Below are 16,252 nucleotides of genomic sequence, written 5' to 3' on the forward strand. Positions count from 1 at the left end.
AGGAGAGAGTGATCTCCTTTCCCATTCCTTTTTTAAATGTGTCTTTACGTCCCAAATCGTTTATTTATCTCTATAAGCTGTTTGGATAAAAGGTAAAAGTCCTTTTTATCCCGATGGTCAATAGCACAATCAATTTTTTTTAGAAGTTTTTCTTTTTCAACCGTTAACTGAATTTCTGATAAGAGCATATCAATGTACAAATCCTGGACAAAATTCTCTTTTCGTTGACGTTTCATGGCACCAAGTTTCATTAATTCCGTGTATGATTTCTCATTCATCAAAATCACCTCTGATGCTTTTTAATATTATATGGATTTTTTTTGATAATATCAATGATTATTTATAATTTTCTGACATATATTTTTGTAATAACTTTGTGAATATATTCGCAACAATTCAGAAAAATAAATAAACCATAAATTAATCATGGTATGATGGGTAAAATTGCTAAATGGAGTTGAAGATTTTGAAGCTGAAGCAAATTGAAGAATATGAGGTAAACCCGTTTACGATGTTCATAAAACCAATCGTGTATGGCAGTAAAATTTATTCAGAGATTATTGAAGTAGAAGATGAATTTTTATCCCCTTTTAAACCGCTCGATATTATCAAAAATAGTTGTGAGTATTATGGATGTGATTATGAAGGCCGCCGGAATGGTACAAAACAGTTAGTTGGTTATGCACATAAAATTCCGATTGCGATTGATCCCACCAACCGCATTTTTTTCTTCCCTACCACATCACCAAACCGTCAAGAGTGTATTTGGATTTCTCATGAACACGTAAAAAAGCCGGTCCGAATTAATCCTCAAGAAACTTTAATCCTTTTTAATAATAATCAATCATTTGAATTACCTGTATCGTGCAGTTCGATTACTTCTCAACTGGAGAGGACATCGTATTTAAGGACAAAGTTAATGCAAAGAATTGAATATAATGAAAGAAAGTCATTTTATTTATTGCAGCGTCCAAAGTCTCTGGAAGCATCAGAAGAATCTTTCGAATATGGTAAAAAGAAGATTAAGGATAAACATTAACAGCTTATAAAGACGGGTGCTGTTTGAGATAATAAAATTCCATTAATTCTTGAACTTTATTGCGTATTCTTGGATTAAAGTAATTATGAGCTTCTTCATAGCCTTTATATAAAAACATATACATGGTAAAAGCATCGTCACGTTTGGTTTCGATTACTTTGAGGTTATTCTTCTTCATATATTGTTTAACTTCTGCTAATTCCTTTTGAATGATTTTCATTGTTTCTTCAATTAGTACTATATAGGGTTTTTTTAATTTAAATGGACTCTTTTCCACAACGGACAAATCCCGATTTAAGATAATTAATACCATTGGCAAATAGATGGCTTTTTCCATTATATTACGATCATCCTCTGGAATTCTGGTCATCCCATTATCGGCTCCTTTCTATCTGCAAGAACAAGTGTTCTCATCTATCATACAAAAATCTTGTTGAAAACGCAATGCTAAAAAAGCTTGCGTTTTTTATTTGCAAAATTTGGTACTTGTATGAGAAAGTTTTTGATAGAAGGATATGAACTCGGGGAAAATGAATTATATATAGACACATTAAATGATGTAAAATTCCATTAGGGATTAAAAATATTACATAGAAGGGTGAAGTTGAGAAGAGAATGGGTATAAAGATGCAAATATAAAAGGGGAAGGTGCTGTTTTGGTGTTAGATTTAGAGGAGAATAAAGAGGCCTTTCACCAATTCTTAACTCAATAAGAAAACAAACAGTACAAAGCATTAAATTAAGGAGCAATCATATGGACTTTGAAGCATTTAAGGCATGGTTCACACTAGAAAATATAATGGACTTAATTCAGGAGTATCGTTCCTTTGGGCCATTACCAGGGATCATGCTGCCCATGATTGAAGCATTTTTGCCGTTTCTGCCGCTGGTATTATTTGTAATGGCGAATGCAAGTGCTTTTGGGCTCTGGCTGGGTTTTTTGTATTCTTGGCTGGGGTCTTGTATAGGGGCATTAATACTTTTTTTACTTATAAGAAAATATGGACAAAAAAGGGTATTTTCATTTCTCTCAAAACACCCAAAGGTTAGAAAGTTGATGGATTGGGTTGATCGTCACGGTTTTGGTCCGCTCTTTTTGCTGCTATGTTTCCCGTTCACACCCTCAGTTATTGTAAATATTGTAGCGGCTCTTTCAAAAATCAGTATTTACCAATATATGCTTGCCGTGGCAATTGGCAAAATGGTGATGATTTTCACCATGAGTTTTGTGGGTTATGATCTTCATTCTTTGATTACTCAGCCTTACCGTACAGCAGTTGTTTTTCTAATTATTTTTATTCTTTGGTATGTTGGAAAAAGAATTGAAGTAAGATTGAATAAGAGCATGGAAAATGACCATAATGAGGAGATAAATAGAGGGAAAGAATGGAAGAAAAGGAGGAGCTGAAAATGATGAATATTGAATGGAAAAAAGAGGGGATTGAATGGATTAAAGCTTTTGCAATTGGAATTATCATTTTTGCTTTTATACGAACATTTTTCTTTTCTAACTATGTTGTTGAGGGAGAATCTATGATGCCTACTCTTCAGGATGGAAACAAATTAGTAGTCAATAAGCTAGGCTACCAAATTAGTGATTTGAGTCGTTTTGACGTCATTGTATTCCATGCCAATGAGAAAGAGGATTTTGTGAAACGCGTAATCGGTCTCCCAGGGGACAAAATTGAATTTAGAGACGATCAATTATATATCAACGGACAAAAGTACCAGGAACCGTTTTTATCTGTTTATAAGCAAGAAATACCTGGAATTAAACTTACAGGTGATTTTAGTTTGAAGGAGATTACGGGAGAAAGTACTGTACCAGAAGGAAAGTTATTTGTACTTGGGGATAACCGCTTAGGAAGCTGGGACAGCAGGCATTTTGGCTTCATCTCAGTCAGCCAGGTAGTTGGAAAAGTTGACCTCCGTTACTGGCCGCTTAACGAAATGGATGTACAATTCTAATTAGAATAGAAATCTGAGAGTACGATGATAGGATATCGTCTCTTTTTTTTGTTTAAAAATTACCATTACTGGTTTTAATCTCTATGAAGTGTTCCAAACGTTTGTGCTCTTTTTGTGATAAAATGAGTGTATTAAATGATAGAGAGGTAATCGGAAAGCGGGGGTGAAACATGTCTTTAAGAATGATAACTGGAAGGTCGGGAAGCGGTAAAACTCAATTGTGTATGAACGAAATACAAGACCGGCTGCTGGAAAATCCAGAGGGAGCACCAATTATTTATATCGTTCCAGAGCAGATGACGTTTTCAACAGAATATCGATTGGCGACGAATCCCATACTTGGTGGAATGATTCGTGCACAGGTGTACAGTTTCTCACGATTAGCTTGGAGAATACTGCAGGAGACTGGCGGTATTAGCCGTTATCATCTAAGCAGTGTTGGAATAAGCATGCTCATTCGGAGAATTATTGAAGAAAAGAAAGACCAATTAAGACTGTTTCAGCGTGCAGCTGATAAAAACGGCTTTGTTCAGCAAGTTGAACAGATGATTACTGAATTTAAACGGTATTGCATTACACCAGAAGAACTGACGCAAGAGGCTGAAAAGAATAATGGAAATGGTGAAACAGCTTCAAGAGCCTTGCAGGATAAGCTGAATGATTTAGAAATTATTTATCGACAATTTGAAGATGAGGTCTTTGGGAAATACATCGATTCCGAAGACTATTTTCGTTTGCTTGCAGAAAAGATCTCACTATCGACTTACTTGAAAGATGCAGAAATTTATATAGATGGTTTTAATAGCTTTACCCCACAGGAATTACTTGTTATGAAAGAATTAATGAAACATTGTCCTAGAGTGACAATTACAATGACGACAGATCGAGATTCCTTTACAGCACCTCCGGATGAATTAGATTTGTTTCGCTTGTCGACGGAGGCAAGTTACGCAATACAGGAATTGGCAAAATCTGAAGGAATCGAAATGGAGAATCCAACCTTCCTATCCCATCAACAAAAATGGAATAATCCATCTCTAGGTCATTTAGAGCGGAATTTCGATACTAGACCAGCTTCCCCTTATTATGGAAAAGCAGACATCCATATTGGTCAAGCAGCTAATCGTAGAGCGGAAATTGAGGGAATTGCACGTGAAATTCTCCAGTTAGTTCGGACTAAGAACCTTCGCTACAAGGATGTTGCGCTATTGATTAGAAATGGCAGTGATTATCATGAAATCGTAGAGCCTGTTTTCTCCGATTATCAAATTCCCTATTTTATTGACCAAAAAAGAACCATGCTGAATCATCCATTAATTGAATTAATTCGGTCAACCCTTGAAGTGATTCAGTCATTTTGGCGTTATGAGCCTGTTTTTAGGGTAATTAAAACAGAATTGTTATATCCACTTCAGGAAAATCCAGATAAAATGCGGGAGAAAATGGATAGGTTAGAAAACTATGTACTCGCATATGGAATTAAAGGGAGTAAATGGACGAAAAAAGAACGTTGGACGTATCGCCGTTTCAAGGGCTTAGAAATGGAAGCGAATGTCCAAACAGATGCTGAAAAAGAAATGGAACAGCAATTGAATGAATTGAAACTTATGATATCAGCCCCGATTCTGCGCTTGTCTAGAAGGCTGAAAAAAGCTGATTCAGGGAGAAAGCTTTGTGAAGCAATCTATTTATATTTAGAAGAATTAGATATTCCTTCAAAACTAGAAAATTTAAAAATAGAAGCTGAACAAAAAGGCAATCTAGTAAATATGCGTGAACATGAACAAGTATGGAATGCATGTATTGATCTCTTAGATCAGTATGTTGAAATATTAGGGGATGAAAATGTTTCTTTAAAGTCATTCTCCACTATATTAGAAGCAGGATTTGAATCTCTTTACTTTTCACTCATTCCACCGGCCCTGGATCAGGTAATAATCGGAGACTTAGAAAAATCTAGATTAACAGATATAAAGGCAGCCTTTGTTGTTGGTGTAAATGAGGGAATACTACCTGCTAAAATTGCCGATGAAGGGATATTATCTGATGAAGAGCGTGAAATGTTAATAGGCGCAGATTTAACAGTGGCACCCAGCAGCAGGACACGTTTATTGGATGAGAACTTTATTGCCTACAAAGCACTAACCACACCTTCAGAAGCTCTTTATGTCAGCTACCCGCTTGCAAATGATGAGGGAAAAGCATTAATACCTTCATCGTTTATTAAGAGATTGAAAGATATGTATCCAGAATTAGAAGAGCATTTTTATGGTACAGATCCTGCTGAGTTAACAGAAAAGGAGCAGTTGAACTTTGTTACTAACCACAAAACAACACTGTCCTTCTTGACCTCACAGCTTCAGTTGAAAAAGCGTAATTATCCCATTTCAGACCTGTGGTGGGATGTATATAACTTTTATATCACAAATGAGTGGAAGACAAGGGCAGAGAAGGTGTTCTCTTCTCTCTTTTATACCAACCAGACGGTTCAGTTATCTAAGGAAACTGCGGATGAATTGTATGGTGAAACCATACAGGCAAGTGTTTCAAGGATGGAACTATATAATGGCTGTGCCTTTTCTCATTTTGCACAACACGGGCTAAAGCTTCGTGAACGACAAGTCTATCGGCTGGAAGCTCCTGACATAGGTGAGCTATTTCACGCGGCCTTAAAGTATATATCTGATTTTGTCAATGAGCAAAAACTTAGCTGGGATTCTCTTTCTAAGAAGCAATGTGAAGAACTGGCCAAGGCGGCAGTGAATGCTTTAGCTCCAAAGCTCCAAAACGAAATACTCTTAAGCTCTGAGCGTCATCATTATATAAAGCGTAAATTAGAACAAATTATTACAAGGGCATCTGAAGTTTTAAGTGATCACGCAAAAGTAAGTGGCTTCTCGCCAATTGGATTAGAGCTGAGCTTTGGAAAGAATGGCAAGCTCCCGCCATTAACGTTTTCATTAAAAAATGGAAAACGAATGGAATTGGCTGGCCGAATTGATAGGGTCGATCAAGCAAAAGGTGAAAATAACAATACTTATTTACGTGTCATTGATTATAAATCGAGTGAAAAGGATGTTAATTTAAACGAGGTATATTATGGACTTGCCCTCCAAATGTTAACCTACTTAGATATCGTCATTACGCATTCGGACGAACTGATAGAAATGAAAGCAAGTCCCGCGGGAGTCCTTTATTTCCATGTTCACAACCCAATGATAAGCACGAACAAATTGCTCACGGTTGATGAAATAGAAAAGGAAATCATGAAAAAGTTTAAGATGAATGGGTTAATGGTCGGCGACCAAAATGTTCTTAAGTTAATGGACCAAACCCTTGAATCGGGTGACTCACAAATTATTTCTGCGGGTATTAAAAAGGATGGCAACCTTACGAAGAAATCAAAAGTAGCGAGCTTAAATGAATTTGATGATCTAAGGAATTATGTTCGAAAGCTCTATCAAACTACGGGAGACGCTATTATTGATGGTCAAGTTTCCATTTCTCCTTTTAAACTGAAGGACAAAACACCTTGTACATTTTGTTCCTACAAATCTGTTTGCCAATTTGATGAGTCAATTGAAAATCATTACCGAATTCTAACACCGCAGCCAAAGGAAACAATCTTTGAATTAATAAGAAAGGAGGCAGGAGTAAATGAGTAGTTTTGTAATACCGCCTAAACCAGAAGGGGCAACTTGGACAGATGACCAATGGAAAGCCATTATGGAAAAAAATAAAGATATCCTTGTCGCAGCAGCAGCAGGCTCTGGTAAAACGGCTGTCTTGGTAGAAAGGATTATCCAAAAAATTCTTTCGGAAGATAACCCGATTGATGTCGATGAATTATTAGTCGTAACATTTACGAACGCATCTGCAGCTGAAATGCGTCATCGAATCGGCGAAGCGTTGGAAAAGGCGATAAATAAAGACCCAAAATCAAGGCATTTACGAAAACAGCTAAGCTTACTAAATAAAGCATCCATTTCGACCTTGCACTCCTTTTGTATGGAGGTTATCCGAAAATACTATTATCTCATTGATGTAGATCCTGGTTTTAGAATTGCCGATGAGACAGAGGCACAATTGATTCGGGATGAAGTAATGGATGAGCTGTTTGAAGAGGAATATGGGTTAAAGGATAATGAGCCATTTTTTCGGTTAGTTGATTCTTTTACCAGCGATCGGAGCGATAGTGCTTTAATGGATATCGTCCGGGATATTTATGATTTTGCTGTGTCGAATCCTATGCCAAGTAACTATTTACAGTCCATGATTGATATGTATGATACTACTAAGGCAGCGAATCTAGAAGATTTACCATTTATTCAAGCACTGTTGTTTGATATTGAGCTTCAACTAGATGGTGCAAAGGAAATGATACAGCGTGGATTGGAAGTAACAAAGCTTCCAGGTGGTCCGGCACCAAGGGCAGAGAATTTTCTAGATGATCTAAATGTCATTAATACGCTTATACAGGCAAATCGCGATTCATGGTCAGCACTTTACAATGCCATGCAGACATGGTCTTTCTCAAGAGCAAAACAAGTAAAAGGGGATCATTATGATAAAGAGTTGACTGAGAAAGCTCAAAAACTCCGCGATAAAGCAAAAAAGAAGATTCAAGATATTAAAGAAGAACTTTTTTTAAGAAAGCCAGAAGGCTTCTTACGTGATATGGACCAAATGCGCCCTCTAATACAAACTCTTGTCCATTTGGTTACTGCTTTTTCTGAGCGCTTTGAGAAAGCGAAACGTGAAAAGGGTTTGGTTGATTATGCAGATTTGGAACACTATTGTCTAGCCATTTTAACCGGGGAATTCAGCTCTACTGGAGTGTTTCTCCCCTCAGAAGCTGCATTAACCTATAGAAACCATTTTAACGAAGTATTTGTTGATGAGTATCAGGACGTCAATATGGTTCAGGAAACCATCTTAAGGCTGGTTGCAAAAGAAGATGAGATAAATGGTAATCTGTTTATGGTCGGCGACGTAAAGCAATCTATCGTGCGCCCATAAGGGTATTGTGTATTTCACCATTGGGCGGTGAATAAACTACAGAAACGGTTTATATATCAGCCGACTTATCTTGGCGGGAAACCAAAGAGGGAGTGTAGCATGTCGGTTAAAGTCATAAGTTAACCTAAACGGAAAGGTTACGACTGAATGGCGAGATATCAAAGATTCGTATAAGGAAGAAGGCTAAACTGCTTGAAGAACAATCCGAGCGGGGGCATGCTGACCGTCTAGGAAACCGTTTGAAACCTAGAATCCATTCTTACTTTATCCTATATATGGAGGGATGAAGTATGGGCGAGTGTACTAGATTGATGCACAAACCTAGTTTCTGAAATGTAAAGAATGGACGCGTCTCAAGATTGAGAAAAAGGATGAGTGTTCCTTCCGGCAACGAATCGCAGCCTATATACAATATACTAAATGGGGATTACCTAAGTTGGAATGCCACCTGGCTATGTACAAAGGTACTGAATATCCAATATGGTAACGGAGCTCCCGTAGTAGTCCGAAATAGGGAAAGCCTATTACATGGCAAAGGGGAGCAGCTTACAATGTATAAACAATGAAGAAGGGAGCGAAATGCTCTATGCAAAGTTCAGATATTGTATTATACAATCTATCGAAACAAGCAACGAAAGAAAATTATCAATATGACCGCTTATACCGAAATCTTTATAATGAAGGTTTCTATCTAAAAGCTTATTCTAAGATATACAAAAATAAAGGCAGTGCAACAAAAGGAATCGATGATGAAACAGCTGATGGATTCGGTGAGGAAAAGATAAAAGCAATTATTGACTCACTAAAAGATGAGAGCTATCAACCGAAGCCAGTCCGTAGAATAAATATCCCAAAGAAAAACGGTAAGACAAGACCATTAGGAATCCCAACATTTTCAGATCGAATAGTTCAAGAAGTTTGTCGCATGATTTTAGAAGCTATCTACGAGCCAACATTCTCACAACACTCACATGGGTTTCGGGAAAAAAGAAGTTGTCACACCGCTTTAATCGAAGTTAAAAATACATTTTCGGGCGTAAACTGGTTTTTAGAAGGGGATATTAAAGGATTCTTTGACAATATTAATCATCAAGTGCTTATCAACATTTTGAGAAAGCGAATTAATGATGAGAAATTCATTCGGCTTATGTGGAAATTCCTAAAAGCAGGTTTCGTAGAAAATTGGAGATTCGAAAACACCTATAGTGGAACACCACAAGGCGGAATCATTAGCCCGCTATTAGCTAATATCTATTTGAATGAATTCGATATGTTTATTGAAAATGAACTGAAACCATCCTTTGATATCGGAACTCCTAAGAAACGCAAAAGAAATACAGAATACCGAAAATACGATATGCGAAATCAACGATTAAAGAAGAAAATTAAGGAGACCACCGAAGAAAAACTTCGCGAGACTCTAATTAAAGAGTACAAAGAGAACAAAAAGATTCTTTTAAACTTACCCTATTATGAGTTGAGTAATGAAGGCTATAAAAGCATGAAATACGTAAGATACGCCGATGATTTTATTATCGGTGTCAATGGCAGTAAAGAGGATTGCGAGCAACTAAAAAAATGTGTAGGGGAATTTCTAAAAGAACATCTTCAGCTAGAAATGTCGGAAGAAAAAACGCTTATTACACACAGTACCAATCCTGCAAGATTTTTGGGTTATGACATTTTAATTAGCCATGACTTAAGTGCAGCAAAAGATAAAAACGGTGTGGTTAAGCGAAAATATCGTGGCTATGTACAGCTGCGAATTCCTAATGGAACGATTGAAAAAGTGATTATCAATCGTAAAATGGTCAAAGATATAGATGCGAAGCAATGGGATATGCTTCACAGACCTGCATTAATCGGTCTATCTGACTTAGAAATCATCGAAACGTATAACGCTGAACTCCGTGGATTATATAATTTTTATTGTCTAGCGGAAAACGTCAATCAAAAAATGTGGCAATTACGATACGTCATGGAATACAGTTGTTTAAAAACACTTGCGAATAAATTCAAATCCACAGTTGGTAAGATGAAAGTAAAAAACAAGCAAGGTAAGGACTGGGGAGTAAAGTACGAAACAAAGCATGGTGAAAAAATAGCGTATTTCTATAAAGACGGATTCGATAAGAAAAAAGAATTCTACAAATTTGATATTGATGAAAAACCTAACCTTTATGTATATCAAGGAAGAAACGACTTAGAAAAACGGTTGAGTGCAAAACAATGTGAACTATGTGGAGATAATCATCCTGACACGAAATTTGAGATTCATCATATCAACAAAGTGAAGAATCTTAAAGGAAAGAAATATTGGGAATGGGCGATGATTGCAAAACAACGGAAAACATTGGTTGTATGTAAAAAATGTCATATTGAAATTCATAAATAAAGATAGATATTTGTAAGTGGAGAGCCGTATACTCTGAGAGGAGTACGTACGGTTCGGGGGGGAGTTTCTAGAAACCTACTGCAGAAATGTAGCAAGGCGCTGGATTCTTACCCTACTATCGGTTTCGTTTAGCAGAACCAAATCTATTTTTGGGAAAATATAATCGTTTCAGGCAGGACGGTAATGGGACTGGATTACGAATTGATCTTGCCCGTAATTTTAGAAGCCGGAAAGAGGTCCTTGAAGGAACAAACTATTTATTTAAACAAATCATGGGTGTACGGGTTGGAGAAATAGAATACGATGAAGCCGCTGAACTCCGGCTCGGTGCGCCATACCCTGAGGATGAACCATTTCCAATCGAGCTATTGTTGATAAATCAAAATAATGATGGTAAAGAATTGCCACCAGAGGCTGCTGAATCAGAAACAGAGACCGTACCTTCTGAATTTGATGAGGTGGATTTAGAAAAGTCGCAGCTTGAAGCTAGAGTGATGGCTTCAAAGATTAAACAATTAATTACAAATGAAACGAAAGTTTATAATCCAAAAACAGCATCATACCGTCCAGTAATGTATCGGGATATGGTGATTCTGCTCCGTTCCATGACTTGGGCACCTCAAATAATCGAAGAGTTCAAACAACAAGGAATCCCGATTTATGCTAACCTTTCCTCTGGATATTTTGAGGCAACTGAAGTTGCGATTATGATGTCGTTGTTAAGGGTAATTGATAACCCATTCCAAGATATTCCGTTGGCTTCTGTCTTGCGCTCTCCTATCGTCGGGCTAAACGAGGAGGAACTTGCACAAATACGACTGCACAATAAGGGAACTTTTTGGGAGTCTCTTAAGAGGTTCTGTCAAAGCACACCTACCGAAAAGAATGAGCAGGTATACGAAAAGGTCCGGCATTTTTATGATAATTTGGACGAATGGCGTTCCATGGCGCGCCAGGGATCACTTTCAGAACTAATTTGGCAGCTGTACCGGGATACACAGTTTTATGACTTTGTAGGAGGGCTGCCAGGCGGGAAACAGCGGCAGGCAAACTTACGTGCTTTGTACGATAGGGCTAGGCAATATGAGCAGACTTCATTTCGAGGGTTATTCCGCTTTTTACGTTTTGTTGAGAGAATGATTGAAAGAGGAGACGACCTGGGAGCAGCAAGAGCGCTTGGCGAGCAGGAAGATGTTGTTCGGATCATGACCATTCATAGCAGTAAAGGGCTTGAATTTCCAGTTGTATTTATTGCAGGATTGTCGCGGAACTTTAATATGTCTGATATCCGTAAACCATATATGCTTGATAAAGAGTACGGCATAGCAGCAAAATATGTAAATATTGAAAAGAGAATTTCTTATCCATCTTTACCTCAAATCGCATTTAAGCGTCGAAAGAAAATGGAAATGCTGGCAGAAGAAATGCGGGTTCTATACGTGGCCTTGACTCGGGCGAAAGAAAAGCTTTATTTAATAGGCACCTTGAAGGATGCAGATAAAAAAATAGAACAGTGGAATGATGTAACTGCGAATACAGATTGGCTTCTTAAGGATTATGAAAGAGCAGCGGCAGGCTGTTATATGGATTGGGTTGGGCCAGCGCTTATTCGGCATCAGGATAGCCAAGAATTCAGAAAATCTGATAATACGCTTATTCCAACCGAGATTACCTGTCACCCTTCGGCATGGAAAATGACAGTAATGAGTGCTGAAGAAGTAAAAAGTCAGGAAATCATTAAGAATATGGAAACAGACACTATACTAGAGCGGGTAGAAAAAAAGGAAATTATTCCAAAAACTTCTCCCTTTGGGCAAGAAATTAAGTCTCGATTAACATGGGAATATTCCTTTGCCAATGCCTCGACACATCGCTCGAAGCAATCCGTTTCAGAAATGAAGCGTCAGCGGGAAATGTCTGATGAGCAAAGCGGTACCGAATTGCTAAGTAAGTTTAAAAAATCAATCACGAAACGTCCTAAGTTTATGCAGGAAAAGTCCTTGAGCCCTGCTGAGAGAGGGACAGCCCTCCATATGGTCATGCAGCATGTCGATTTGACAAGACCTGTTACGTTAGAGAACATTGAGGATCAAGTAGAGCGGATGGTTAACGATGAACTGTTAACGGTTGAGCAGGCAGAGGCCATTAATACCCAGCTAATTGTAGAATTTTTCGAGTCAGATTTAGGCAAAAGGATTATGAATGCAAAAGTGGTCAATCGAGAAATACCCTTTACTCTTTCATTGCCTGCATCAGAAGTCTATCCAGCATGGAAAGATGAAGATGAATCTGTTTTTGTCCAAGGGATAATCGACTGTGTTTTTGAGGATGAGAATGGACTTGTACTTATTGACTTTAAATCAGATGGCATTTCTGATCGTTACAAGGGTGGATTTATTCAAGCAAAACCAATACTAGAAGAGCGATACCGATTGCAAATCAATTTATATACAAAAGCATTGGAACAAATCTGGAAGCGAAAAGTCAATGAAAGATATTTATTCTTCTTTGATGGAGCTCATATTTTAAATCTAGAAAAATAAAATAGACGACATAAACCTATTGTGGTTTATGTCGTTTATTGTTTAGCTACAGCGCCTATCCCCTCGAGGCATAAGTCAATCACTTCGGAAGGCAAAAAACGCCTTCTGTCAGCGCTTGTCTTATGCTTGTCGGGGCTGGTCAAGGCGCTTCCGCTTTTCTATTTAATTATTCCCGCCAATTGGCTGGTCGATCAAATCAGCATCTAGTACATTTGTACCACTTATGCCGCTGGCTGTGAAAATAATCCCTCCGGTATTAAAGCCTCCTGAACCTGCATTAGTCTTTGAGGCACTTTTTGGAGAGATATAGACGGTATCCCCGAACTGTACAACTCCACCGCTTACATTAACAATCTGAACTGGACCAATTATCGCTGGCATTTTTAATACATCCTTTTCATTATTAACACTTACAAATTATGTGATATCCTATTCAAAAGTCAATTGCCTTGTTCATTGTCTTTATGGAATAGCTGCCTGATATGTTTAACCCTGGCTTCCATTGAGACGATTTCACTGTTTCCGACATGAAGAATGGCAGCGGAAGACATTGCGAGGATGGAGATATTATTGACCTTAATGACAGGAAGAGTATTATGAGTCGACATTGTTATTTTTTCGTTGATTGGCAGTAAAGGAATTGGTTCTGAAAAAACAGGATATCTTGAAAAATTTCCTTCTTTGGCATAGAATACATCAGCTTCCCGTTGAACAGCTAAGGCTCGTGAAAAACCATTAATGATTCGGGAATCTCCGAGTTGAATGGTAGAGGCAAAGGAAGCCGAGTTCACTTTAATGGCATTTACTACAGAAGTTCTCTGGAGCATATTCTTAAGCCTGCCTAAAATAACGGCACAAATGGTCCGATTATAAGTGATTCTGCAGGAGTGTCAAAAGTGGAAGCTAATTGAATGGTTTGGGTGTCGCCAACAAATACGAGTGAAGAACTTGCTACTCCCATAATTCTTATGGTATCTACATTGAGTTCACGATTATATACTTCAAAGTTCATTCTGTGTATTCATTCCTTTCACGTTCTCTGGTAAATGATTTATAAATATTAAAATACCTTTTCTGATTTCCTGTTTAATTAATTCAACAATACTTTCCTCTGTATGAACTTCACCTTCACGGTTAGAGGCTGAAGAATTTTGTATATGATAATCTATCCTAGCTGGAAGCTGCTTCAAGATATCTTGTTTGATAAAGTCTAAATAGGAGTCGTCTAAACTTACATTTAATTGATTTTGGGTTTCCTTAAATAGTGCTGGCAGGTCGGTTTCTAAATAATGATAAATAGATTCTTCTATTTTCATAGACCGCTGCATTTGTGCCTTAGGATGTATGGGTGTATTTATCGATTGATTTTGAACAGCGAAATCTTCAATATTTGCCAAATCCGATGGGTTTAGCCCAATGTTTAATGTTCCGTCAAGAGTTTCAACCTTCAATTGATCGAATTTATATTCAATCTTATCAACCTTAATGCTAGGCTTATCCTTTAATTGCTTCATTTCTTCCTGTAGTTTTTGAATGGTCTGTTCCAGTATGGCAATTCTCTTTTCCTGTGTTTGTAAAGTCATTTGGACCCATTGAAGAAGTTGTGAATAATCCTGATACATACCATCACCTCACTGTTTAGCTTCTTCTCTTCCCGCGCCGCCCAAAGGTACTGCAACACTGCTAGTTTGCCCGTTTGTTGTTTGAGGGCCTCCTGCTGTCGGGGCTGGAGCTTTAAAACCGCCAGTGTTATATAGATAAGAAGCAGGTTTAATAATTCCCGCGCTGCCAATTTGCAGAACAGAGGAATTTGTAATACTGTTAATTTTAATGAAATTTATTTGAATGGATTGCTGGATATAAAAATTCATTTAAAAACCAACCTTTCCTTAGGCATTAAGGAAGATTCCTTGATCAATACCGTCTGAATCATTTGTGTTCGTATTACTTAAATTATTATTATGAACATTTAAACTTTCACCCGTATTAAAGGACCCAGCCCCGGAGAAAGTTCTTGCAGATGAAAATGGCATGATTTTATAGACATCTCCAATATGAAAAACTGAACTGCTGCCAAGTGAAATGACTTGAGCAACTCCTACAATCGCTGGCATAAACAACACCCTTCACCTTTTTTTCTCCTAATATCGTATGTATGGGTTGGTGTAATGTGATTCATTCGCCCAATAAAAGTAAAAAGTGTTCCTTTTGAAAATCTTACCGTTGTATGTTGGGAAAATAATAGGATTAGGTATAAATACCTATACAATTATCAAAAATGGTATATTAGTAGGATATAAGATAAAGAGAAAAGGACTTATGATGTGTTTAAGAGGTCAGTCGGAAAATAAAAACACTGATTCTCGATAAAGGCAAAACTGGTGAAAATCAGTGACGCAAAGCTAAAGGGGCTAAGGTGCATTTGCACTACGCCAGCCAGTTACCGAAAGAACAGGGTGTTTTACTATGCTGCAGCAATATATACATAGGGATGTCTATGTGGATTGTTGTACTACATTGTTAACCCCCCTTTCGGTAAAGGCGGGGTTATTTCTATTCTAATTCACCAACCCTGCCAAACCGATCGTTTCTTCTTTATGTTTTGTGATCAAAGCGGTTTTCAAAAAAACTAGAATAAGGCGGGTGGCATTGTATGGGACTATTAAAACAGGTTCAACAAAATAATCAGGGACAAGGTGCAGAGCACAAATTGTACCAGTCGAAAAGGCTGACTAATAGAAGGAATTCATGGAAACCTTTAGAGTTGCAGGATCTAATTCGTAACGGGACAATGTCAAAAGAAATGGCTCTCTACCTCTGTACATGTGTAAAAGCTAGATTAAATATTCTAGTTAGCGGGGGAACAGGGGCTGGTAAAACAACCCTTGTCAATGCTCTTTCCACTTTCATCCCAAAAGCGGAAAGGAATATGATTGGAGATGTTCGTGAAAAGGCAGGACGTGAAATACTCCGGACAGAAAATAAAGGACTTGATGGTTTTCTTGCAACAGGACACTCCAGCAGTCCAAGTAATATGATTGATCGCTTGGAAATCATTGCCTATCTTGAAGGGATGAATTTGCCTATCAAAGCGATTAGGGAAAAAATCGCCAGTACTATTGACATCATTGTCCACCTTTCACGAATAAATGATGGAACAAGAAAAATCACGAAGATAACAGAGGTTCAGGGAATCGAAGGGGAAAATATTGTGCTTAGAGATATTTTTTCTGTTAATCTTCTCGAAGGTTCTTATTATTAGAACCTTCTTTTTTTTAGGATTTTAGG

The 16,252-nt window shown here is 37.6% G+C and carries 14 protein-coding genes, 2 pseudogenes and 1 riboswitch; of the genes and pseudogenes, 8 read left to right on the top strand and 8 right to left on the bottom strand.

The genetic code is table 11. From position 1 onward, the window contains the following. Nucleotides 1-44: 44 nt before the first annotated feature. On the bottom strand, nt 45-278 hold the full coding sequence (locus tag MLOOGBEN_RS10840) for an IDEAL domain-containing protein (RefSeq protein WP_095248569.1): 234 nt from the start codon (nt 276-278) through the stop codon (nt 45-47). 188 nt (nt 279-466) lie between these two features. On the opposite strand from MLOOGBEN_RS10840, the gene MLOOGBEN_RS10845 reads away from it, so the two are divergent. Beyond that, nucleotides 467-1,039: a competence protein ComK gene (locus tag MLOOGBEN_RS10845; RefSeq protein WP_256989042.1), complete on the top strand. Its 573-nt coding sequence runs from the start codon at nt 467-469 to the stop codon at nt 1,037-1,039. Between the two features lie 4 nt (nt 1,040-1,043). Here the strand turns inward: MLOOGBEN_RS10845 and MLOOGBEN_RS10850 are convergent, their stop codons facing one another. Beyond that, on the bottom strand, nt 1,044-1,409 hold the full coding sequence (locus MLOOGBEN_RS10850; RefSeq protein ID WP_179158278.1) for a YhjD family protein: 366 nt from the start codon (nt 1,407-1,409) through the stop codon (nt 1,044-1,046). Between the two features lie 384 nt (nt 1,410-1,793). On the opposite strand from MLOOGBEN_RS10850, the gene MLOOGBEN_RS10855 reads away from it, so the two are divergent. The 6 genes and pseudogenes from MLOOGBEN_RS10855 to addA form a co-directional block, all read left to right on the top strand. Beyond that, nucleotides 1,794-2,447 (top strand): TVP38/TMEM64 family protein, encoded by a 654-nt coding sequence (locus tag MLOOGBEN_RS10855; protein ID WP_179158279.1) that lies wholly within the window; start codon nt 1,794-1,796, stop codon nt 2,445-2,447. A 5-nt stretch (nt 2,448-2,452) separates the two neighbouring features. Further along, on the top strand, nt 2,453-3,007 hold the full coding sequence (gene lepB, locus MLOOGBEN_RS10860; RefSeq protein WP_179158487.1) for a signal peptidase I: 555 nt from the start codon (nt 2,453-2,455) through the stop codon (nt 3,005-3,007). 170 nt (nt 3,008-3,177) lie between these two features. After that, the gene (gene addB / locus MLOOGBEN_RS10865; RefSeq protein ID WP_179158280.1) at nt 3,178-6,672 is read left to right on the top strand and encodes a helicase-exonuclease AddAB subunit AddB; all 3,495 of its coding nucleotides are present in this window, start codon (nt 3,178-3,180) and stop codon (nt 6,670-6,672) included. Next, nucleotides 6,665-8,020 (top strand): annotated as a pseudogene (locus MLOOGBEN_RS10870) (UvrD-helicase domain-containing protein); the annotation flags it as partial. The gene addB and the pseudogene MLOOGBEN_RS10870, both read left to right, overlap by 8 nt. Before the next feature lie 592 nt (nt 8,021-8,612). Then, complete coding sequence (gene ltrA / locus MLOOGBEN_RS10875; protein WP_179158281.1) at nt 8,613-10,421, top strand: group II intron reverse transcriptase/maturase; 1,809 nt, start codon at nt 8,613-8,615, stop codon at nt 10,419-10,421. Between the two features lie 116 nt (nt 10,422-10,537). After that, nucleotides 10,538-12,964, top strand: a pseudogene (gene addA / locus MLOOGBEN_RS10880) (helicase-exonuclease AddAB subunit AddA); the annotation flags it as partial. Between the two features lie 162 nt (nt 12,965-13,126). Here addA and MLOOGBEN_RS10885 read toward each other — a convergent pair. The 6 genes from MLOOGBEN_RS10885 to MLOOGBEN_RS10910 are packed head-to-tail and all read right to left on the bottom strand — an operon-like array spanning nt 13,127 to nt 15,078. Beyond that, nucleotides 13,127-13,345, bottom strand: coding sequence for a spore germination protein (locus MLOOGBEN_RS10885; RefSeq protein ID WP_179158283.1), 219 nt, complete (start codon nt 13,343-13,345; stop codon nt 13,127-13,129). A 59-nt stretch (nt 13,346-13,404) separates the two neighbouring features. Further along, nucleotides 13,405-13,791, bottom strand: a complete 387-nt coding sequence (locus MLOOGBEN_RS10890; RefSeq protein WP_179158284.1) for a spore germination protein GerPE — start codon at nt 13,789-13,791, stop codon at nt 13,405-13,407. Nucleotides 13,792-13,805: 14 nt separating this feature from the next. Next, complete coding sequence (locus MLOOGBEN_RS10895) at nt 13,806-13,976, bottom strand: spore gernimation protein GerPD (protein ID WP_179158285.1); 171 nt, start codon at nt 13,974-13,976, stop codon at nt 13,806-13,808. Then, complete coding sequence (gene gerPC, locus MLOOGBEN_RS10900; protein WP_179158286.1) at nt 13,966-14,586, bottom strand: spore germination protein GerPC; 621 nt, start codon at nt 14,584-14,586, stop codon at nt 13,966-13,968. Before gerPC ends, MLOOGBEN_RS10895 begins: the two co-directional genes overlap by 11 nt. A 9-nt stretch (nt 14,587-14,595) precedes the next feature. After that, nucleotides 14,596-14,835 (bottom strand): spore germination protein GerPB, encoded by a 240-nt coding sequence (locus tag MLOOGBEN_RS10905; protein WP_179158287.1) that lies wholly within the window; start codon nt 14,833-14,835, stop codon nt 14,596-14,598. Nucleotides 14,836-14,853: 18 nt separating this feature from the next. Further along, a complete protein-coding gene (locus MLOOGBEN_RS10910) occupies nt 14,854-15,078 on the bottom strand; it encodes a spore germination protein (RefSeq protein WP_063253175.1) in 225 nt (74 codons plus the stop codon). 247 nt (nt 15,079-15,325) lie between these two features. Next, nucleotides 15,326-15,412: riboswitch (cyclic di-GMP riboswitch) on the top strand. A gap of 205 nt (nt 15,413-15,617) precedes the next feature. On the opposite strand from MLOOGBEN_RS10910, the gene MLOOGBEN_RS10915 reads away from it, so the two are divergent. Further along, a complete protein-coding gene (locus tag MLOOGBEN_RS10915; RefSeq protein ID WP_179158288.1) occupies nt 15,618-16,226 on the top strand; it encodes an ATPase, T2SS/T4P/T4SS family in 609 nt (202 codons plus the stop codon). The last annotated feature ends 26 nt before the right edge of the window (nt 16,227-16,252 follow it).

The organism is Bacillus sp. EB106-08-02-XG196 (assembly GCF_013396335.1).
In the GTDB taxonomy this organism is placed as follows: Bacteria; Bacillota; Bacilli; order Bacillales; family Cytobacillaceae; genus Neobacillus.

What these genes read in the sequence shown, in the direction of transcription:
- addB (WP_179158280.1), top strand. Translation starts at nt 3,178, where the DNA reads ATGTCTTTAAGAATGATAACTGGAAGGTCGGGAAGCGGTAAAACTCAA.
- MLOOGBEN_RS10905 (WP_179158287.1), bottom strand. Translation starts at nt 14,835, where the DNA reads ATGAATTTTTATATCCAGCAATCCATTCAAATAAATTTCATTAAAATT.
- MLOOGBEN_RS10855 (WP_179158279.1), top strand. Translation starts at nt 1,794, where the DNA reads ATGGACTTTGAAGCATTTAAGGCATGGTTCACACTAGAAAATATAATG.
- MLOOGBEN_RS10890 (WP_179158284.1), bottom strand. Translation starts at nt 13,791, where the DNA reads ATGCTCCAGAGAACTTCTGTAGTAAATGCCATTAAAGTGAACTCGGCT.
- MLOOGBEN_RS10910 (WP_063253175.1), bottom strand. Translation starts at nt 15,078, where the DNA reads ATGCCAGCGATTGTAGGAGTTGCTCAAGTCATTTCACTTGGCAGCAGT.
- MLOOGBEN_RS10895 (WP_179158285.1), bottom strand. Translation starts at nt 13,976, where the DNA reads ATGAACTTTGAAGTATATAATCGTGAACTCAATGTAGATACCATAAGA.
- ltrA (WP_179158281.1), top strand. Translation starts at nt 8,613, where the DNA reads ATGCAAAGTTCAGATATTGTATTATACAATCTATCGAAACAAGCAACG.
- MLOOGBEN_RS10850 (WP_179158278.1), bottom strand. Translation starts at nt 1,409, where the DNA reads ATGACCAGAATTCCAGAGGATGATCGTAATATAATGGAAAAAGCCATC.
- MLOOGBEN_RS10885 (WP_179158283.1), bottom strand. Translation starts at nt 13,345, where the DNA reads ATGCCAGCGATAATTGGTCCAGTTCAGATTGTTAATGTAAGCGGTGGA.
- MLOOGBEN_RS10840 (WP_095248569.1), bottom strand. Translation starts at nt 278, where the DNA reads ATGAATGAGAAATCATACACGGAATTAATGAAACTTGGTGCCATGAAA.
- gerPC (WP_179158286.1), bottom strand. Translation starts at nt 14,586, where the DNA reads ATGTATCAGGATTATTCACAACTTCTTCAATGGGTCCAAATGACTTTA.
- MLOOGBEN_RS10915 (WP_179158288.1), top strand. Translation starts at nt 15,618, where the DNA reads ATGGGACTATTAAAACAGGTTCAACAAAATAATCAGGGACAAGGTGCA.
- lepB (WP_179158487.1), top strand. Translation starts at nt 2,453, where the DNA reads ATGAATATTGAATGGAAAAAAGAGGGGATTGAATGGATTAAAGCTTTT.